This is a genomic window from Streptococcus sanguinis (assembly GCF_050223295.1).
Lineage (GTDB): Bacteria > Bacillota > Bacilli > Lactobacillales > Streptococcaceae > Streptococcus > Streptococcus sanguinis_X.
This window is the reverse complement of record NZ_CP071424.1, coordinates 1,972,758-1,991,571: the sequence shown is the minus strand read 5'-3', so window position 1 is coordinate 1,991,571 and position 18,814 is coordinate 1,972,758. Positions and strand designations below refer to the sequence as shown.

The window sequence follows — 18,814 nt, the reverse complement described above, 5'->3', positions numbered from 1 at the left end:
TGAAAGCAATGTTCATCCTCTTTTGATGTTTCTAATGAAGTTTTTAAATGCCCATCAATCGTGTGCTTGCGCCCAGACTTGGGTCAGGTAAAAGACAAAGCTGGCTGCCAGATTAGCCGTATGGTTGTCTATATCGTGAGGTGGAGAGACTTCGACGATATCAAAGCCGATCAACTTACCTGACGCAGCGATGTGCTGGAAGACCAGAACCGCTAGATTGGGATCCACACCGAGCGACTGAATGGCACTGACACCAGGAGCGGCGCCAGCTGCAAAGCAGTCAATGTCAATGGTCAAATAGACCTGCTCCTTGCCGGCCAAAAAGGTATCGACCACCTTACAGACTTCCTTGTAACCCATTTGGTAAATATCTATTCCAGTCAGAAACTGGATGGCCTTGGATTTTGCCACAAAGTCAAAGAGAAAGAGATTGTTATTATGCTCCTGAATCCCCAGGATGAGGTAGTTAAAGGCCTGCTTCTGAGCCAGAGTGTCATCGAACATCTGGCGAAAACCGGTTCCAGAGTTTGGACCAGTCTGGTCATAGGGACGCAAATCAAAGTGGGCATCCATATTGATAACGGCCAAGTCTTGGTCAGGTCCTAGTGACGACTTAAGACCCAGATAGTGGCCGTAGGCTGTTTCGTGGCCGCCTCCTAGGACAATAGGCCGGAGATTGAGCTCTCGCAGACGTTTGACTGCTCGAGCCAAGCTTTGCTGCAGCTGCTCCAGAGAGCGGTTAGGCCCGTCAATATCGCCAACATCAAAGACGCGGACGTTTCTGCCAAGATGCCAAGGAAGCTTGGCCAGCTGAGTTCGGATAGCTTGTGGTCCTTCGACAGCCCCCACTCGGCCGTGGTTGATATAAACCCCTTTGTCACTCTTGAAGCCAATCAAGGCAAAGTTGACGCCATCAAAGGGTTTTAAGTTAGGGTCATTTAAGTCCAAAAACTCAATAACCATGCCCCACTTGGCAGCATATAAATCATCATCCAGTCTCTTATGATAGTAGCTGTTATCTAGCTGATAGTAATCTTCTAACATGATTTTGTCCTTTTCCATAACGATACTTGCGACTTTATTATAAGAGTTTCCGCTAGGCCTGTCAATGACTTTTAGCGGGAAAAATACTCTAACGGATAGTGAATGTTTTATAAGAAAGATAGAATAATAGCGAGAATCAGAATAGTCCATGTAGCATAACGTATCTTAGCATTGGACAGGTAGCTTTCAATAATCTTTGGTCTCTTTGAAAAGAAATAGGTAATATAGGCTGCAATTGAAAGGAAATAAGCATACGGGGTCAATTCATGGTTAAGGATTAAGGTGTCTATAACTGTTGCAACAAGAGCGATTAAAGCTGTAAGCATACACCAAGCAGGTAAAAGAGAGTTTTCTTTGCGATTGCGAATGTGGATAATCAACTGGACTAGAAAACCCACTAAGTAAATGATAAGAATAAAAATACAAAGATAAAACCCAGGAAGAAGGAAATCTGTTGTTTCCTTAATTTCTTTTCCTGTCCAAATGCTTATCAGAATGTTTAGCAAATCAAAGAAGAAGGTTTTTAACATAAGCCAAATGAGGTAGGCCATTGTCGGTAGAGTGATGCACGCAATCGGATGCATAATTGCAAAATAATCCACTTTAAACGCTTTTTTCATTATTGCTTATCTCCTTAATTAAAGTCATTCAAGCTTCTACGATTTTCTTTTTGTATTGTCATGTCGATTTGGCTTCCAAACAATCTGTCTGGTCACCCATCTAGCCTCTTCTATGATGTGGAAGCGCTTAGTGGGGTCTCTAGTTTGGAAACTAAAATGCCGGATTGGCGAGTACCAAAGATCTTGCTCAGTGCAGGCATCTTTATACTATTAAAAAACATCATCAAATCACATCAGCATCGCCTTTCTGCAGGCCATTGCTGTTAGCAGTTAGTTTGATCTTGAGTATTAAGTTTTTCTTAATGCCACTTGCGACTTTATTATAAGAGTTTCCGCCAAGCCTGTCAATGACTTTTGGCGGGAAAAGAAGCCCAGCTGCATGAGAGTGGGCTTCTTAGGTTAGCTTTTTTACAGAGTCATCAGCTTTAGAACTGAATGCTCAAGTCCACAGCCTTTTCAACGGCTGCTAGGAATTTTTCGTTTTCAATCAGCTCAGAAGCCTTGTTGAGCTCCTCATAGATTTCGATATCCTTGTCAAACTCGATAAAGCGGACATGCTGACGGAAGAGGTCGTAGGCCGGCTTGGTTCCTTTACCAAGTTCATGGTTTTCTGGTTTCAGATCCAGAGCTTGGCAGGCTGCCATGATTTCTGTTGCCACGATGCGGCGAGAATTCTTGAGAATTTCAGCTGCCTTACGTGCTGCAGTAGTTCCCATGCTGACAAAGTCTTCTTGGTTTTCACAAGATGGGATAGAGTCTACGCTGGCTGGATGAGACAAGACCTTGTTCTCAGAAGCAAGCGAAGCACAAGCATACTGGGTAATCATAAAGCCAGAGTTGAGCCCTGGGTGTTTGACCAAGAATGATGGAAGCTTGCTCAGTTGGCTGTTGACCAGACGTTCCACACGACGCTCGGATACATTTCCGATTTCAGAAATAGCGATGCCGAGGAAGTCAAATGGCTGAGCCATTGGTTCTCCGTGGAAGTTACCGCCTGAGATAACATGGCCTTCCTTGGTGATGATAGGGTTGTCCGTAACAGAGTTGATTTCAATCTCAACCTTGGTCTTGACATAAGCGATAGAGTCCTTGCTGGCACCATGAATCTGCGGAATACAACGCAGGGTATATGGGTCTTGGACCCGTTGTTGAGTGGCTACAGTTGTGTTGCCACTGCCTTCTAGAAGGTTGCGGATATTGCGTGCTGTAGCCAGCTGTCCGCTTTGAGGTCGGATGGTATGCAAGTCTTCTTCGAAAGGACTGGTGATACCATTGTGCACTTCCATGGAAAGAGCGCCTGCAACGTCTGATAGCTTAAGTAACTGGATGGCATCGTAAGTAGCCAGAGCTCCGATACCTGTCAGGACAGTCGTACCGTTAATCAGCGCCAGCCCTTCCTTAGCTGCTAGAGCAATTTTTTCGATGCCGGCCTTGTCCAAAGCTTCTTGTCCAGAGAGCAATTGGCCTTGATAGTAAGCGCGGCCAAGTCCTAACATAGGCAGAACCATGTGAGCCAGCGGTGCCAAGTCACCAGAAGCTCCCAAAGAGCCTTTTTCCGGAATGTAAGGGACAACGCCTTTATTGAGCAATTCCAGAAGTTTTTCGACAGTAGAGAGACGGATACCAGAATAGCCCTTGACCAAAGAATTAATCCGAATTAACATAATCGCACGGACTGCATCTTCAGGTAGGGGATCACCAAAGCCTGAAGAGTGCGTACGGATTAGGTTTTCTTGCAGTTGAGTCGTATCTTCTGGTGAGATGCTGACATTGCAGAGAGAGCCAAATCCGGTTGTAACACCGTAGACTACCCGCTTTTCGCGGACGATGTCATCCACGATTTTACGGGAAGCTTCAACAGCTTCCTTTGCTTCTTGGTTGATTTCGCAGGTGGCTCCATGACGGGCTACTGCGATAACATCTTCAAGTGTTAGACTGTTTCCGTCTAAGTGAATCAATTTTGACATGTAAAATCCTCCATTATGGTATATAATGCTTAGAGTTAGTCAGGGTTAGTAGGAACTTGTTTTCGACCGTGCATGAAGTAGTATACTAAACTTGCAACGGCAGCACCAATGACACCATAAACGACGTTCATCGGATTATCAGCTACAATCATAACCAGGCTGACAACAACAGCTAGGATAGGGATGATAGGGCCGAATGGTACACGGAAGACAACCTTCTTTTCTGGATACATTTTTCTGAGTTTCAAGACCGCCAAAGCAGTTGGAATGTATTGGAAGAAACGGAAGACCACGCTGAGGGTAGCCAATTCTTCGAATTTACCAGAGAAGAGCAGGGCGATGGCACATGCTCCAGAAATGATAATTGCTACAACAGGAGCGTTTTTAGAGTTGGTTTCTGAAATTTTCTTAGGGAGCAAGCCTTCATCTGCGATGGCTGCACCATAACGTGGTACCATGATGGATTCCCCGATATTAAGACCGGCGATTGAGATAAGGGCACCAATAGAGACAATCCAAGCACCAGCAGGGCCAATCATTGCTACGAAAGCATCTTGTACAGAAGCATCCGTCTGCATAATATGGTTACCCAGCATGGCGATGGTTCCAGCGATGATGAGCATATAAAGTACAGAAACGATACTAATGGAGCCTAGGATAGCCCGAGGCACGTTCTTTTCTGGGTTGCGCATTTCGCCAGCAACGATAGACATGGTTTCAAAGCCAATGAAGCCATAGAAGATATAAACGGCTGTGTTGGCAATAGCAGTCATGACATTGGTTTCAGGTTCAAGCTGTAGGAAAGGAGTGAAGTTTCCTTTGTCTATTCCACCTTTGATAAAGAAGATGGCACATGCTGCAAAGGCAATGATTGGAATCAACTTAGCTACGGTTGCAGCCAGTGTGAAAAATTTAGAGGTCTTCAAACCAGCAATATTCATCAAGCTGAGCAAGACAATCAAAGTGATACTAAGGACCAATTCGTAAGGAGTAAAAGCTGGGAAGGTAATGACAAAGAGTCGGGCAAAACCGGCAGCCATTGCTGACCAAGCGATGATGGTTACGACCCAGCCTAGAAAACCAACATTAAAGCCTACAAAGTTTCCGAAGGCCGCTTTGGAATATTGGAAAGCTCCGCCGTTTTTATTAAAATAACCAGCAGTTTCTGCCAAGCAGACGGCTAGGAGAATAACGAGGAGGGCAGTTCCAAGCATGACAGCTAGAGAGGCAGGACCAAGTCCTTTATAAATCTTTTGCGGTAGGAGGAAAATCCCTGAACCGATAACGGCATTGATACCATAGAGGGTTGCACCGGAAAAGCTGAATTTTGCTTTTTCCTGTTCTTGTTCTTGTGCAGTGAGTTTAGTTGCATCCATAATAATGTTTCTCCTTTAGAGATATGGGATCCTTTCCAAGTAAAGATAGAATGGTGACAAGGCATCATGGTATCTTTACTTAGTAGGGATGTGGGTCAAACCAGCCCATATAGCAAGGGGAGCACCCTTTGGCTGGTTACTCGAAAACATTATATGCAGCTCAGTTTCCTGAGTCTCTTTTTCCACTATCAGAAGCTGCTCTGCCTCTAGGTTAAGTGCTGGCAGGTTTGTTCCCGTTACCGTCAGATCCTCTAAGGCATAGATAAATTGAATTTCGTCATCTCGGCTAAGCTCTTGCCCATTCGAGATGGCAATCAGCTGTCCCTGATAATGGTCGCTGTAGATTAAGTTAAAGTCGGTACAAGTCCCACGACTTGTGATAGAATCACTCCCTTCAAAGACATAGGGAGTAAAGGGAGCTAGAACCGTTTCCTCCTGCCGGCTGGCATTGTGGAGATGAAGTGTGTGGTCCAGGCTCATGAGAATGCGGTGAAAGCCGCTGAGGTCAGAAAACTGACTTTCAGCCAACTCCACAGTCGCTGTTGAGAGTCGATAGTCAAAGTTCCGCTTGCCATAGTGGCCAGTTGGCGGGGAAAGATAAAGCTGTTTTGTCTTTCCCCCCGACCAATCGGAAACTTGAAAATCATTTACTCTTAGAAGGGTTACATTTGTCATTTTTGATATTTGTTAGAACAAACCGCTGATATTGCCGTCTTTGTCAACATCAATCTTTTCGCTGGCCGGCACTTTAGGCAGTCCTGGCATGGTCATAATCGCACCCGTCAGAGCAACGATAAAGCCTGCACCAGCAGAAACTTTGAGCTGGCTGATAGTCACGACAAAGTCTTTAGGTGCGCCCAGTTTCTTAGCATCATCTGAGAAGGAGTACTGAGTCTTAGCCATACAGATAGGATAGTTAGAGAAGCCCAGCTCTTCCAGTTGTTTGAGCTCGCGTTTAGCAGTAGGAGTCAGGCGAACGCCCTTGCCTCCATAAACCTTAGTAACAATTTTGTTCAGCTTGGTCTCAATGGAGTCCTCTTCATTATATACAAATTGGAAGTGATTGTCTCCTTCGGCCAGTTCCACGACTTTTTCAGCCAACTCTTTACCGCCGGCTCCGCCATTTGCCCAAACGTCGGAAATCACTACGTCAACGCCGCGTTTTTGGCAGGCATCATAAACTGCTTGCAATTCTGCTTCGGTATCCAGCGGGAATTTATTGATGGCAACGACTGCTGGCAGGCCATAAACATCTTGAATGTTTTCTAGATGTTTTTCCAAGTTTGGCAGACCATCTACAACGGCTTGGACATTTTCTTCAGCCAGATCGCTCTTAGCCACACCGCCATGCATCTTGAGAGCGCGGATAGTAGCAACTAGAACTACAGCTGCTGGACGAAGGCCAGATGTACGGCACTTGATATCAATGAATTTTTCAGCACCGAGGTCAGCACCGAAACCAGCTTCTGTGACTGCATAGTCGGCATATTTGAGGGCTAGCTTGGTAGCTAGGACACTGTTACAGCCATGGGCAATGTTGGCAAAAGGTCCACCGTGAATCAAGGCTGGTGTGTGTTCCAGAGTTTGAACCAAGTTTGGATGGATGGCGTCTTTGAGCACAGCAGCCATAGCGCCACCAGCTTTCAGATCCTTAGCAGTTACTGGCTTACCTTCAAAGCTGTAGCCAATGATGATTTTTTCCAAGCGGTTCTTGAGGTCAGTGATATTTTCTGACAGACAGAGAATAGCCATAACCTCAGAAGCAACTGTAATGTCAAAACCATCTTCACGCGGAACACCGTTGACCTTGCCCTGCAAGCCGTCCACGATGTGGCGCAGTTGCCGGTCATTCATATCCACTGCCCGCTTCCAAGTGATGCGGCGAGAATCGATGCCTAAGGCATTACCATGGTGGATGTGGTTGTCAATGAGGGCCGCCAGCAGGTTGTTGGCAACACCGATGGCATGAAAGTCACCAGTGAAGTGGAGGTTGATATCCTCCATGGGTACAACCTGAGCGTGACCACCACCAGCAGCTCCGCCTTTGATACCAAAGACAGGTCCGAGTGAAGGTTCCCGCAGAGCGATAACGGCTTTTTTACCGATAGCAGCTAAAGCATCGACCAATCCGACAGAAGTCGTGGTCTTGCCTTCTCCAGCTGGTGTCGGAGAAATAGCTGTCACGAGAATCAGTTTACCGTCTGGTTTGTCTTTGAGGGCTTCCAGTTGACCGGCACTGATTTTTGCCTTGTAATTTCCATAAAGAGACAAGGCATCTTCAGCAATTCCAAGCTTTTCTGCCACCTCTTTGATGGGCTTCATTTGAACCGAATTCGCAATTTCAATATCTGATAAAACCATATTGTTACCTCTTGAGAAAAGAAAGCCCATTCATGGGAAAGAGCGGACTTCTCTTCCGTTTATCTATTAGACAACTTTCAAAATTTCTTGATAAATTTCATCGGCTAGGGCGCAGCCTTTTTGTAGGAGCTCTTCACCCTTGCTGCGGTGGTCTGCGACGAATGCTTCATCCTTGACGCCTGACAGGTTGATGAGGACATTGAGCCAAGCCCCTTGTAGGCCTGCCTTAAGGTTGAGAGCTGCGACTCCCAGGTCGCTGGCAGCATTGGTATTGGACTTGCCAACAGCCTTTTGAGTTGTTTGCAGGGCAGCCAAGATGTCTTCCATCATGCCATAAGGTGACTTGGTCGCTTCCTTGAGGGCTTGTTGCATCGCTTCTCGACGGGCAGCCTTGTCTTCGTCTGTTTCCTTAGGCATATCAAAGACGGCGGAGACCAGATTGAAGGCTTCAGTGTCCTTGTCAATAGCTGCGAGCAAGCTTTCTTGCAGGCGGGCGCTTTCTGCGTGCACTTGAGCAATTTCTGCTTCAAATTCTGCGTATTTTTTCTTGCCAAGGGTCAATTCACAGACCATCTTGGTCAGGGAAATACCGTTCGCTGCGGAAAGAGCAGCGGCAGAGCCACCTCCTGGTGCAGGAGCATCTGAGCCTAGGACTTGAGCAAATTCTGTCAAACTTAAATCTACTAATTTCATAGGTTTCTGTCCTCCTAGCCCAGCAAATGGTTTTCCAGAACTTGCTTGCCGTAGTCAAAGTCTTCGATTTGCAGATAGTATTCTGCTGCGTCAATCAAAGCCTTGGCTGGTGCCAAACCGATGACTTCTGAGCCGAGGATTCCAACTCCGTAGCGCTTGGCTTCAAAGCGAACAGTTTCAAAAACACGATAGAGTGGGAATTTTTCCAGATTGACCATGTTGATAGAAACCTGAGCAATGTTGCGATCTTCCAGCATAACGCCAATCGCTTTACAGTATTTGTAGCCACCGCTTGAACCACGGATGATTTTGGCAATGTTGTTGGCAATTTCCAGATTGTCTGTATCCAAGTTGATATTGTAGGCGATGAGCGGCATTCTAGCTCCGACAGCAGTGACACCAGCAGTTGGGTGAATCTTTCTTTCACCATAGTCTGGAGCCCAGTCAGGTTCCAAGAGTTTTTCAGGCATGCCTTCAAACTGTCCTTTACGAACCTTAGCCAAGTTCTTACGCTCAGGACGAGTCGCTGCATCTTCATAGAGGAAGATAGGAATACCGAGCTCACGATTGATCCGCTCAGATACGGTCTTCGCAATTTCTACGCATTCCTCACTTGTGATGTCCTTGATCGGTACAAAAGGCAGGACATCAGTTGCGCCCATACGAGGGTGTTCACCCTGGTGCTTGGTCAAGTCAATATTTTCAGAAGCGTATTTAACCAAACGGAAAGCAACTTCTTGAATGTTTTGATCATCACCGACCAAGGTAAAGACGCTGCGGTTGTGGCTGGCATCAGAAGAGTGGTCCAAAAGTGTTACGCCTGGCACGCTCTTAGCTGTTTCCACTAGACCGTCAATGACCGCTTGGTTGCGGCCTTCAGAAAAGTTAGGAATACATTCAACAATTTTTGCCATAAGATATTACCTCGTGATATCAATAATTTTAATTTATAATATGAACTTAATAAAGCAGAATCTCCTCCTGAGCTAGGTTGATACCCAGCTCAGGTCGGAAGTTGGGGGACAAGTTTTTCCTATTCGAACAATTTCTTAACAGATTCTTTGACCAAATCTTCGTCAGTTAAGTATGGAATGGTAATGTGGTCTGTTCCTTGGTGGAGGCGGTTGTACTCGATAGCAGTTTCGATGGCATGCTCATTACGTGCCCAGTTACGACGAGCGACTCCTCCGATTGTATCCCAGGCGATAGCAGATTTGATGATTTCATCAATGCGTTCGCTACCGTCCAGTACCAAGCCAAAGCCACCGTTGATTGCTTTACCGATACCAGTTCCGCCACCGTTGTGGAGAGCTACCAGACTCATACCGCGAGCTGCATTACCAGCGTAACATTGCACGGCCATGTCGCAAGTAATGTTAGATCCATCTTTAATATTAGAAGTTTCACGGAATGGAGAGTCAGTACCAGATACGTCGTGGTGGTCACGACCAATCATGACAGGACCAATCTTGCCTTCACGTACTAATTCATTGAACTTGAGGGCGATATTGACACGACCCATACAGTCTTGGTAGAGAATCCGAGCTTGAGTTCCAACAACCAACTGGTTCTTTTCTGCATCGCGAATCCAGTTGTAGTTGTCGCGGTCTTGGTAGCGGCGGTTAGGGTCGATTACTTCCATAGCTGCATGGTCTGTAGCTACCAAGTCTTCGTGCTTACCGCTCAGACATACCCAACGGAAAGGGCCATAACCATAGTCAAAGAGCATTGGGCCCATGATATCTTCTACATAAGATGGCCAGATGAAGCCGTCTTTGTCGTCAAAGCCGTTCTTAGAAATTTCCTTAATACCAGAGTCATAGACGGCCTTCATAAAGGCATTACCATAGTCAAAGAAGTAGGTACCATTGCTAGTCAGGGTCTTGATTGCCTTGAAGTGACGTTCCAAGGTTTGGTCAACCAACTTAGCAAAGGTTTCCTTGTCTTCAGCCAGGAGGCGAGTCCGCTCTTCAAAGCTGATACCAGCTGGACAGTAGCCGCCGTCGTAAACATTGTGGCAAGAAGTTTGGTCAGACAGCAAATCAACATGGATGTTATTCTCGTTGACATATTCCAAGAGATCTACAATGTTACCGTGATAGGCAATAGAAGTTGATTCGCCAGCTTCCAGAGCTTTTTGAGCCAAGTCGATAGCTTCTTTCGGACTTTCAGCCAATTGGCTAATCCAGCCTTGGGAGTGACGAGTTTCAATCCGAGATTGGTCTACTTCAGCTACGATTGCCACAGCTTTAGCAATTTCGGCTGCTTTCCCTTGAGCTCCACTCATACCACCTAGACCAGAAGAGATGAAGAGCTTGCCGGTTAGATCACCATCATCTGCCACACCCAGTTTCAAACGTCCAGCATTGAGGAGGGTGTTGAAAGTACCATGGACAATACCTTGAGGGCCGATGTACATCCAGCCGCCGGCTGTCATTTGACCATAGTTGGTCACGCCCATTTCTTCTGCAATTTCCCAGTCCTTCATGTTGTCGTACTCACCGACCAAGAGGCCATTGGTGATGATAACGCGAGGTGCTTCTGGTTTGGATTTGAAGAGTCCGAGCGGGTGGCCAGATTCCACGACCAAGGTTTGATGGTCGGTCATGATTTCCAAGTATTTCTTGATCAGGTTGTACTGCATCCAGTTAGCGCAGACAGATCCAGTTTCTCCGTAGGTAACCAATTCATAAGGATAAAGGGCGATTTCAAAGCTCAGGTTGTTGTCAATCATGACCTGCATAGCCTTGGCTGCAGTACAGTTCCCTTTGTACTCGTCAATTGGTTTGCCGTAGATGCGTTCTTTTGGACGCCAGCGGTAGCCATAAATCCGTCCGCGAGTTTTCAGTTCTTCCAGAAATTCTGGAATCACTTCCTCATGGAATCTCTTTGGAATATAGCGAAGGGCATTTTTAAGAGCAATTTCGGTTTGAGCTTGAGTCAAACGGAAGCCCCGGTCAGGTGCTCGACGGATGCCTTCTTGGAAAACTGTTTTTTCAGGCAGTACATCGTCTAATTTGACGGTCATTGCTGCTGCAATTTCATTTTCGCTAAAGTATGACATGAAAAATCCTCCTTTTAGTCAAGTGTAAAATATCTTTCTCCTACATTCTATAAGATTCCCGTCCATAAAGAGTCAAGAAAATGACAAAAACAGTAAAAAAAGTGGGGCTCCTATCTTTTACAAGCTTTTGACTATAATTTGACGATAGTGTATTATGATGAAAAGCAAATATGTCGGAAAATGAAATGGAGGAACAAGCATGACTGCTGATTTACTATTAACTCACTTTAATCAAGTCTTCTGTCCCAAGGACCTCGGACATCCCCTTTTTGGCGAGGAGATGAAGGAAGCTCAGGTTTTGGAAGACGGCTACATTGCAGTCAAAGACGGCAAAATCCTAGCAGTTGGCAGAGGAGAGCCGGATGCCAGTCTGGTTGGACCTGATACTAAGATTCAGTCTTATGAGGGCAAGATTGCTACACCTGGCTTGATCGACTGTCACACTCACTTGGTCTACGGCGGCAGCCGGGAGCATGAATTTGCTAAGAAATTAGCCGGGGTCCCTTATCTGGAAATTCTTGCCCAAGGCGGTGGTATTCTCAGTACAGTCCGGGCGACGCGAGAAGCTTCTTTTGATACTCTCTACGATAAGTCTAGGAGACTGCTGGACTACATGCTACTGCATGGGGTGACGACTGTCGAGGCCAAGAGTGGCTATGGTCTGGACTGGGAAACAGAGAAGCGCCAGCTAGATGTCGTTGGGGCTCTGGACCGTGACCACGAGATTGATCTCGTTTCTACCTTTATGGCTGCCCACGCCGTTCCACCAGAATACAAGGGACGCTCTCAGGAATATCTGGAGCTCATCGTTGAGGAAATGTTGCCTCGGGTAAAGGCAGAAAATCTAGCTGAGTTCTGTGATATTTTCTGTGAAAAAGGTGTCTTTACAGCTGACGAGTCACGCTACTTGCTTTCTAAGGCTAAGGAAATGGGCTTCAAGCTTCGTATCCATGCTGATGAAATCGAGTCTATCGGTGGAGTAGATGTAGCAGCTGAGCTAGGAGCAACTAGTGCAGAACATTTGATGATGGCGACAGACGAAGGCATTCGCAAGATGGCAGAAGCCAAGGTTATTGGCAATCTCCTGCCAGCGACTACTTTCAGTCTGATGGAAGATACCTATGCACCAGCCCGCAAGATGCTGGAAGCTGGTATGGCTATCACTCTGACTACCGACAGCAATCCAGGCTCTTGTCCAACAGCTAACCTGCAGTTCGTTATGCAGCTGGGCTGCTTTATGATGCGCCTGACGCCAGTAGAAGTTCTCAACGCTGTAACCATCAATGCGGCCTATTCAGTTAACCGTCAAGATAAGATTGGCAGCTTTGATACTGGCAAGCAGGCTGACATTACCATCCTAGACGCTAAGAATATTGATTATCCACTTTATTTCTTTGCGACTAACCTGACCTATCAGGTCTACAAGGCTGGAAAACTGGTCGTCGATCAAGGTAGAATTGTCTAGCCTCTCTAAAAACGAATCGTATTTTTCGGACTCTCTCTGGTGACAGGGAGAGTTTTCGTTATATCAAAACTTTCCCTTGCCATTCTGCCGCAAGTCTGCTATAATAGTTATTTGTGAGCAAACCTCACTTACCCCTTGCAAAGTCTTGGGGTCATTAGACCAAAAGGAGGAAAAATCAATGGCTAAATACGAAATTCTTTATATTATTCGTCCAAACATTGAAGAAGAAGCTAAAAACGCTTTGGTAGCACGCTTTGACTCTATCTTGACTGACAATGGTGCAACTATTGTTGAATCAAAAGACTGGGAAAAACGTCGTCTTGCATACGAAATCCAAGATTTCCGTGAAGGACTTTACCACATCGTTAACGTTGAAGCAAACGACGATGCAGCTCTTAAAGAGTTTGACCGTCTTTCAAAAATCAACGCTGACATTCTTCGTCACATGATCGTCAAACTTGACGCTTAAGAAGGTAGACTATGATTAATAACGTTGTACTGGTGGGTCGCATGACCCGTGATGCCGAGCTTCGCTATACTCCGCAGAACCAAGCGGTCGCAACATTTACTCTGGCTGTCAATCGCAACTTTAAAAATCAAAGTGGCGAGCGAGAAGCGGACTTTATTAATGTTGTCATCTGGCGCCAGCAGGCAGAAAATCTTGCAAACTGGGCTAAAAAAGGAGCCCTGATCGGAATTACAGGCCGTATTCAAACGCGTAACTACGAGAATCAGCAAGGCCAGCGTGTCTATGTCACAGAAGTTGTTGCGGACAATTTTCAGCTCTTGGAAAGCCGCTCTAATCGTGAAGGTCAGGCATCTGGCGGTTACGGTGGAAACAGCTTTGGCGGCAGTTCTGCTCCAAGTTATGGCAGTGCAGACTCGTCTAACCAAGTACCGAACTTTTCTCGTGATGAGAGCCCATTTGGCAATTCTAACCCGATGGATATCTCAGACGACGATCTACCTTTCTAAGGACCGAATCTAACTATAATATAAAGGAGAAAACACATGGCTCAACAACGTCGTGGCGGATTCAAACGCCGTAAAAAAGTTGATTACATCGCAGCGAACAAAATTGAATATGTTGATTACAAAGATACTGAGCTTCTTAGCCGTTTCGTTTCAGAACGTGGGAAAATCCTTCCTCGTCGTGTAACAGGAACTTCAGCTAAAAACCAACGTAAAGTAACAACAGCTATCAAACGCGCTCGCGTAATGGCTTTGATGCCTTTCGTAAATGAAGACTAATTAGATTAACAGCAGGCTCTAGCTTGCTGTTTTTTTATTTTATAATTGACAAAATGTCAGTGGAGTGCTATACTGACCACAAGGAGGCAGAAATCATGCGTGATGTCAAGGAAGTAGAGGTACGGCGGGCAGAGATTATGTCTGCAGCCTTACAGCTCTTTGCCCAAAAAGGCTATCTAAAGACAAGGACTCAAGACATTATTGATAAGCTTGGAATTTCTCGAGGTCTGCTTTATTATCATTTTAAGGATAAGGAAGATATTCTCTATTGTCTGATTGAAAAGAACTCTGAACCCTTGCTGAGAAAGTTAGAAAAAATCAGCTATCAGCCAAATGTCGGAGCCAAGGAAAAAATCAGAGCCTTTATTGAGGCGACCCTTATCCCAGAGGAAAGCAGAACACAGGAAAATCAAGTCTTGCAGGAAACCGTCAATTTAGAAACGAATCGTTATGTCTTGGATCGCTTTTATCATAGACTCTGTGAACGGATGATTGTTTTCTTCACTCATATCTTGGAGGAAGGACAGAAATCTGGAGATTTTCATTTAAAGTATCCGCATGAGACGGCTTCTTTTCTCATGACTGCCTACGTCTTTGTGTCCAATGATATCAAGATGAGTCAGGAAAAACCAGAGACTTTGCAGTATTATCTCACCAGCTTCCAGGCAATCCTAGAAAGAAGCTTAGGATTAGAAGAATCTATTTTTTAGAATAATCGGCAGTTTTCTGCCTTTTATTTAGAAATAGAACTGACAAAATGTCAGTTTAAATCTTCAATCTTTTAATCCTGATATTTAAAAAATTTTAGGCTAACACTGACAAGATGTCAGTTTAAATAAAAGGAGAAATTCATGTTAAAAATAGAACATTTAACAAAAGTATATAGCAACGGTAAAAAGGCAGTGGATGATCTTAGTCTGATAGTGGAGCCTGGGGATATTTATGGCTTCATCGGCGCCAATGGAGCAGGTAAAACATCTACTATTAAGTCCATTGTTGGGATTCATGATTTTGATAAAGGAGAGATTTATATCTGTGGGCACTCTATCAAGAAGGAGCCCTTGCTTTGTAAGAAAAAGATGGCGTTTCTGCCGGATAACCCAGACCTTTATAAAAATCTGACAGCAAGGCAGTTTTTGGACTTTGTAGCAGACATTTATAGGATTTCTATGGAAAAGAGGCAAGCCGCTATAGAAAAGTATTCTAAAATGTTTGAGCTGGATACGTCTTTGAATCAATTGATATCAGCTTATTCACATGGAATGAAGCAGCGATTGGCACTAATAGCGGCCCTCTTGCATGAGCCAGAATTGTTGATTTTAGATGAACCTTTTGTCGGTTTAGATCCGAAAGGTGCTTATTATTTTAAGCAGATCATGAGAGACCTAGCCAGTCAAGGGCATGCGATTTTCTTTTCTACCCATGTTTTAGAGGTTGCGGAAGAACTCTGCAATAAGGTAGCAATTCTGCAAAAGGGACGTTTGGTGGCTAATGGAAGGACCTCTGAAGTTAAGGGGGCATTCAGTTTGGAACAATTATTTATGGAGTTACAGGAAGATGACTAATATTCTTTTGCTTTTAAAAGTACAATTATACAGCACATTTTCGCTTAATGATTTAAGGAAAGGAGGATTGAGTAGGTGTTTTAAGCTGTGTCTGCTCTTCTTGCTTGTTTTGCTATTTTCAGGCTATAACCTTTTGACGGCTTTGAGTTTAGTCAAGTTGGGGCAGGCAAATTTGATTCCAGTCTATATGATTGCCTTGGTTAGTTTTATTATTTTCTTTTTTAGTCTGATGCAGTCAAATGGTATCTTGTTTGACCAAGAGGAACTTGACAGGCTCATTGTATTGCCGCTCAGTATTAGGGAAATCGTCTATGAGAAATATGCTTTTCTTTATCTTTTGAACAGTGTGTTTGCCGTCCTTCTCATGCTCCCAGCAGGCCTCGTTTGGTTTGGTTATGGTGCGTCCTTGTTGGAGTTGCTTCTTTATCTGCTTTTAATGGGATTTGTTCCTCTTTTACCTCTCTGTTTAGCATCTTTACTTGGCTTGTGCGTTGCCTACATAGCCTCAAAGGCCCCTAATAAAAATCTAGTTGCCTTCCTTTTTTCTCTCCTCTTGCTTTTGGGGCTGGCAACAGGCAGTCTGTGGGCTATGAGAGCTGGACTGTCAGCGGAAAATGTTGGTCTCTTGCTTACCAAGCAGCTGACTTCTCTCTATCCTCCGGCAAGCTTGTTTTTTAACCCTCAGCATTTTTTGTGGGCTAGCCTTCTGTTGATGCTTATATCTTTTGCGCTGACAGGGCTTTTTCTAAGGTATTTAAGTAGAAATTATTTAAAAATAAATCAGATGATAACAGGGGTGAAGTCAGAAAGCAAAGTCTATAGAAGCCGGCAGAAGTCTCCCTTTATGGCTCTTTATAGGAGAGAAATTTCGAATTTTATGAGTTCCTATCTTTATATGCTCAATAGTGGACTGGGAACCATTTTAATCATCGTTTTAGCCATCTCGCTTTGTTTTATGACTCCTGATGTCCTCTTTTCTTCGATTGGACTCAGAGATAGCCGAGAATTTTTACCCCTATTACTGGCTGGCTGTCTCAGTATTTCCAATCCTGCAGCTGTCAGTATTTCCTTGGAGGGGGAAGAGATTTGGCTGCTTCAGACACTCCCGGTTTCTATGAGGCAGATAATGATGGCAAAGCTGGCCTTGACGGTGTCCTTACACTTCACAGCCTTGCTGCTGGGCTTGCCTGTTCTGGTTTGGCGTTTCTCGCTAGGAGGCTTGCAAGTAGTGGATTTGGTCCTTGTTTCACTGGCTTATTCTCTATTTACAGCTCTTCAGGGACTTGTGGTCAATTTTCATTATCCTAAGTTCATCTGGGACAATGAAATGATTGTTATTAAGCAAAGTTTTTCGACTATCTTGTCTGGAGGAATTGGCATCTTGGTTCTTGTGTTCCCTCTTTGCTTATCCTTACTATTTGGTATGGACTTCGAGATTTCGCTGCGAATCTCAGCTCTTGGACTTTTGCTTTTGGCAGCCGTCCTTTATAGGCATTTAATGAAACAAGGATATTTTAAGGAGGTTCATGGCTAATGAAAAAGAAAGATTTATTCGTTTTGTTTATCTTAGCAGTAATCATATTTTTGATTATCTGCCTGCTGCCAGAGCAGGTTCCCATTCATTTTAACAGCGCAGGAAAGACGGACATTGTTGTCAATCGCTTTTGCTTGATTCTCGGTTTGCCCATTCCCTACTCTCTTTATTGGAAATATTTCCGAAGCAAATCAAAAAGAGGTCAGTGACCTCTTTTTGTGTGATATTAATATCTCGTTGGCCCCATAGTCGCGCTCTTGATGTTGAAGCGTTTTTTGAGATAGAAGCGCAGGGCTAGGGTGATAGCGCCGACGATAGCAACTACGATATTGGATAGGCGGGGGTTGAGGAACTCAGGCAGGAGACTAGTCAATACGATGGACATGCTCCAGAGGAGAATAGCTGCTGCCATGGTAAGGATGGACTTGAGCAGTTTAGGGCGCTGGCTGCGGTCCTTATCTGGTCCGTAGAAACGGTAGATAAAGTGGTAGAGGGCATAGAAAGAAAGGCCACCGACGATGCTTCCAAGTACGAGAGTCGTCAGTCCATAGACAGATGGCTGAGAGGAGGCCAGATTGACGATAGAGGTCAGGAGGGTAAAGAAACCAAAGATAAAGAGGACAGAATCCAGCATCATCCATTTAGGATCGTCATTTTCCTTTGGATGCTCGGCATCATAGCGCTCTTTTGCGGTCAGAGAAGCTGCCCAAGTAGTTGGGGCTCCGTAGAGGCCGCGGGCAGTGATTCCCTTGGTTTGATTTTCCAGGATTTCCGGCAGAATGCCTTCTAAGATGGTCTGGATTTCCTGATCGGATTTGCCGTCTTGTAGGAGTTGGTTAGTCGCGATATGGATAAATTCTTTGTTTTTTTTGCTGAGTTTGTCGAGGGATACTTGTGACATAGGCGTTCTTTCTAAAGGTTAAAATAGTTTTTTGTGCATGAGATAGGCCATAACCGAAGCACTCATGGCAAAGGCGATGAACATGATAATCCAGAAGGCATGTGGTTCGCCGTTGAGAGGCAGTTCGTTATTTTTGAAGTTCATCCCATAGGCTGAGAAAATCATGGTCGGGATAGACATGACAATGGTCACCAGAGCCAAGGCTTTCATGATATTGTTCTGATTATTAGAAATGATAGAGGCGAAGGTCTCAGTCATACTGTGGAGGATGTTGCCGTAGATATCAGCCATCTCAATGGCCTGCTGGGTCTCGATCAAGGTGTCTTCCAGCAAGTCCTCGTCTTCCAAATATTTCTTGATATTGCTGGTAGAGCTGGTCAGCTTCTTAATCACGCGCTCATTTGTTTTGAGAGAGGCCTTGAAATAGACGATGGTCTTTTCCAACTCCATGAGCTCAATCAGTTCTTCATTTCGCGTGGACTGGTGCAGTTGGCTTTCAATCTGCTCACTCTTGCGGTCAATGGAGCGCAGGGCTGTCAGATATAGTTCGGCATTGTGGTAGAGAATCTGAAAGATAAAACGTGACTTCATAAAAGTATAGAAGTTGCGCAGGCGCCTGTGAATGAAGATGTCCAGCAGAGGTAATTTTTCCAAACAGGTGGTGATAATAGCTTCTTCCGTGATGATAATACCAAGGGGGATCGTGACATAGTAAGTCTGGTTATTCCGCTCCTCTGTGATGGGCACGTCAACGATGATCAGTGTGTACTCATCCTCGATGGTGACCCGAGACATTTCTTCCGCATCAAGCGGCGCTCGCAGGTCAGTGATGTCAATGCCAAAGGCGTTGGCAATTTCGATTGATTCACTCTGGGAAGGGTTGACAAGATTGATCCAGGTGCCTGATTCGAGCGAATCAATCTCTTTGAATTCTGTCGTAGTAGATAAAAAGACTTGCTTCATGATCTTTTTC

19 protein-coding genes are annotated in these 18,814 nt (G+C 45.0%); 8 read left to right on the top strand and 11 right to left on the bottom strand.

The genetic code is table 11. From position 1 onward, the window contains the following. Positions 1-54: 54 nt before the first annotated feature. The 9 genes from J1C77_RS09815 to J1C77_RS09775 form a co-directional block, all read right to left on the bottom strand. Positions 55-1,044, bottom strand: a complete 990-nt coding sequence (locus J1C77_RS09815) for a formimidoylglutamase (protein ID WP_152905388.1) — start codon at positions 1,042-1,044, stop codon at positions 55-57. A 107-nt stretch (positions 1,045-1,151) separates the two neighbouring features. Beyond that, positions 1,152-1,664 (bottom strand): hypothetical protein, encoded by a 513-nt coding sequence (locus tag J1C77_RS09810; protein ID WP_002923285.1) that lies wholly within the window; start codon positions 1,662-1,664, stop codon positions 1,152-1,154. 425 nt (positions 1,665-2,089) lie between these two features. Beyond that, a complete protein-coding gene (gene hutH / locus J1C77_RS09805) occupies positions 2,090-3,631 on the bottom strand; it encodes a histidine ammonia-lyase (protein WP_002923287.1) in 1,542 nt (513 codons plus the stop codon). 35 nt (positions 3,632-3,666) lie between these two features. Then, positions 3,667-5,007, bottom strand: a complete 1,341-nt coding sequence (locus J1C77_RS09800) for an APC family permease (protein ID WP_002923288.1) — start codon at positions 5,005-5,007, stop codon at positions 3,667-3,669. A gap of 75 nt (positions 5,008-5,082) precedes the next feature. Further along, positions 5,083-5,682, bottom strand: coding sequence for a HutD/Ves family protein (locus J1C77_RS09795; RefSeq protein WP_002923289.1), 600 nt, complete (start codon positions 5,680-5,682; stop codon positions 5,083-5,085). Between the two features lie 12 nt (positions 5,683-5,694). Further along, positions 5,695-7,368: a formate--tetrahydrofolate ligase gene (locus tag J1C77_RS09790; protein ID WP_042763156.1), complete on the bottom strand. Its 1,674-nt coding sequence runs from the start codon at positions 7,366-7,368 to the stop codon at positions 5,695-5,697. A gap of 66 nt (positions 7,369-7,434) precedes the next feature. Then, complete coding sequence (locus J1C77_RS09785) at positions 7,435-8,061, bottom strand: cyclodeaminase/cyclohydrolase family protein (RefSeq protein WP_002923293.1); 627 nt, start codon at positions 8,059-8,061, stop codon at positions 7,435-7,437. 14 nt (positions 8,062-8,075) lie between these two features. Next, a complete protein-coding gene (gene ftcD / locus J1C77_RS09780) occupies positions 8,076-8,975 on the bottom strand; it encodes a glutamate formimidoyltransferase (RefSeq protein ID WP_002907222.1) in 900 nt (299 codons plus the stop codon). A gap of 119 nt (positions 8,976-9,094) precedes the next feature. Beyond that, positions 9,095-11,125, bottom strand: coding sequence for a urocanate hydratase (locus J1C77_RS09775; RefSeq protein ID WP_002923295.1), 2,031 nt, complete (start codon positions 11,123-11,125; stop codon positions 9,095-9,097). A 199-nt stretch (positions 11,126-11,324) separates the two neighbouring features. Here J1C77_RS09775 and hutI point away from each other — a divergent pair, with 199 nt between their 5' ends. The 8 genes from hutI (at position 11,325) to J1C77_RS09735 (ending at position 17,149) form a co-directional block, all read left to right on the top strand. Beyond that, positions 11,325-12,590, top strand: coding sequence for an imidazolonepropionase (gene hutI / locus J1C77_RS09770; RefSeq protein WP_002923301.1), 1,266 nt, complete (start codon positions 11,325-11,327; stop codon positions 12,588-12,590). Positions 12,591-12,768: 178 nt separating this feature from the next. Beyond that, positions 12,769-13,059 carry a 30S ribosomal protein S6 gene (gene rpsF / locus J1C77_RS09765; protein WP_002898297.1) on the top strand — a complete coding sequence of 97 codons (291 nt, stop codon included), beginning with the start codon at positions 12,769-12,771 and terminating at the stop codon, positions 13,057-13,059. An 11-nt stretch (positions 13,060-13,070) separates the two neighbouring features. Further along, complete coding sequence (locus J1C77_RS09760) at positions 13,071-13,565, top strand: single-stranded DNA-binding protein (protein ID WP_002923303.1); 495 nt, start codon at positions 13,071-13,073, stop codon at positions 13,563-13,565. 36 nt (positions 13,566-13,601) lie between these two features. Then, entirely contained in the window at positions 13,602-13,841 is a 240-nt protein-coding gene (gene rpsR, locus J1C77_RS09755) for a 30S ribosomal protein S18 (RefSeq protein ID WP_000068664.1), read from the top strand. A gap of 53 nt (positions 13,842-13,894) precedes the next feature. Then, on the top strand, positions 13,895-14,551 hold the full coding sequence (locus tag J1C77_RS09750; protein WP_002923308.1) for a TetR/AcrR family transcriptional regulator: 657 nt from the start codon (positions 13,895-13,897) through the stop codon (positions 14,549-14,551). Positions 14,552-14,692: 141 nt separating this feature from the next. After that, entirely contained in the window at positions 14,693-15,406 is a 714-nt protein-coding gene (locus tag J1C77_RS09745) for an ABC transporter ATP-binding protein (protein WP_002923309.1), read from the top strand. Beyond that, complete coding sequence (locus J1C77_RS09740) at positions 15,333-16,940, top strand: hypothetical protein (protein ID WP_002923310.1); 1,608 nt, start codon at positions 15,333-15,335, stop codon at positions 16,938-16,940. Before J1C77_RS09745 ends, J1C77_RS09740 begins: the two co-directional genes overlap by 74 nt. Continuing rightward, entirely contained in the window at positions 16,940-17,149 is a 210-nt protein-coding gene (locus J1C77_RS09735; RefSeq protein ID WP_002923311.1) for a DUF1648 domain-containing protein, read from the top strand. Before J1C77_RS09740 ends, J1C77_RS09735 begins: the two co-directional genes overlap by 1 nt. 17 nt (positions 17,150-17,166) lie before the next feature. Here the strand turns inward: J1C77_RS09735 and J1C77_RS09730 are convergent, their stop codons facing one another. Continuing rightward, entirely contained in the window at positions 17,167-17,841 is a 675-nt protein-coding gene (locus tag J1C77_RS09730; protein ID WP_002919618.1) for a DUF1129 domain-containing protein, read from the bottom strand. Positions 17,842-17,859: 18 nt separating this feature from the next. Further along, complete coding sequence (locus J1C77_RS09725) at positions 17,860-18,804, bottom strand: magnesium transporter CorA family protein (protein WP_002898284.1); 945 nt, start codon at positions 18,802-18,804, stop codon at positions 17,860-17,862. Between the last annotated feature and the right edge of the window lie 10 nt (positions 18,805-18,814).

Excerpts from the sequence above, each read along its gene's own strand:
- J1C77_RS09815 (WP_152905388.1), bottom strand. The coding sequence starts at position 1,044 with ATGTTAGAAGATTACTATCAGCTAGATAACAGCTACTATCATAAGAGA.
- J1C77_RS09810 (WP_002923285.1), bottom strand. The coding sequence starts at position 1,664 with ATGAAAAAAGCGTTTAAAGTGGATTATTTTGCAATTATGCATCCGATT.
- hutH (WP_002923287.1), bottom strand. The coding sequence starts at position 3,631 with ATGTCAAAATTGATTCACTTAGACGGAAACAGTCTAACACTTGAAGAT.
- J1C77_RS09800 (WP_002923288.1), bottom strand. The coding sequence starts at position 5,007 with ATGGATGCAACTAAACTCACTGCACAAGAACAAGAACAGGAAAAAGCA.
- J1C77_RS09795 (WP_002923289.1), bottom strand. The coding sequence starts at position 5,682 with ATGACAAATGTAACCCTTCTAAGAGTAAATGATTTTCAAGTTTCCGAT.
- J1C77_RS09790 (WP_042763156.1), bottom strand. The coding sequence starts at position 7,368 with ATGGTTTTATCAGATATTGAAATTGCGAATTCGGTTCAAATGAAGCCC.
- J1C77_RS09785 (WP_002923293.1), bottom strand. The coding sequence starts at position 8,061 with ATGAAATTAGTAGATTTAAGTTTGACAGAATTTGCTCAAGTCCTAGGC.
- ftcD (WP_002907222.1), bottom strand. The coding sequence starts at position 8,975 with ATGGCAAAAATTGTTGAATGTATTCCTAACTTTTCTGAAGGCCGCAAC.
- J1C77_RS09775 (WP_002923295.1), bottom strand. The coding sequence starts at position 11,125 with ATGTCATACTTTAGCGAAAATGAAATTGCAGCAGCAATGACCGTCAAA.
- hutI (WP_002923301.1), top strand. The coding sequence starts at position 11,325 with ATGACTGCTGATTTACTATTAACTCACTTTAATCAAGTCTTCTGTCCC.
- rpsF (WP_002898297.1), top strand. The coding sequence starts at position 12,769 with ATGGCTAAATACGAAATTCTTTATATTATTCGTCCAAACATTGAAGAA.
- J1C77_RS09760 (WP_002923303.1), top strand. The coding sequence starts at position 13,071 with ATGATTAATAACGTTGTACTGGTGGGTCGCATGACCCGTGATGCCGAG.
- rpsR (WP_000068664.1), top strand. The coding sequence starts at position 13,602 with ATGGCTCAACAACGTCGTGGCGGATTCAAACGCCGTAAAAAAGTTGAT.
- J1C77_RS09750 (WP_002923308.1), top strand. The coding sequence starts at position 13,895 with ATGTCAGTGGAGTGCTATACTGACCACAAGGAGGCAGAAATCATGCGT.
- J1C77_RS09745 (WP_002923309.1), top strand. The coding sequence starts at position 14,693 with ATGTTAAAAATAGAACATTTAACAAAAGTATATAGCAACGGTAAAAAG.
- J1C77_RS09740 (WP_002923310.1), top strand. The coding sequence starts at position 15,333 with ATGGAAGGACCTCTGAAGTTAAGGGGGCATTCAGTTTGGAACAATTAT.
- J1C77_RS09735 (WP_002923311.1), top strand. The coding sequence starts at position 16,940 with ATGAAAAAGAAAGATTTATTCGTTTTGTTTATCTTAGCAGTAATCATA.
- J1C77_RS09730 (WP_002919618.1), bottom strand. The coding sequence starts at position 17,841 with ATGTCACAAGTATCCCTCGACAAACTCAGCAAAAAAAACAAAGAATTT.
- J1C77_RS09725 (WP_002898284.1), bottom strand. The coding sequence starts at position 18,804 with ATGAAGCAAGTCTTTTTATCTACTACGACAGAATTCAAAGAGATTGAT.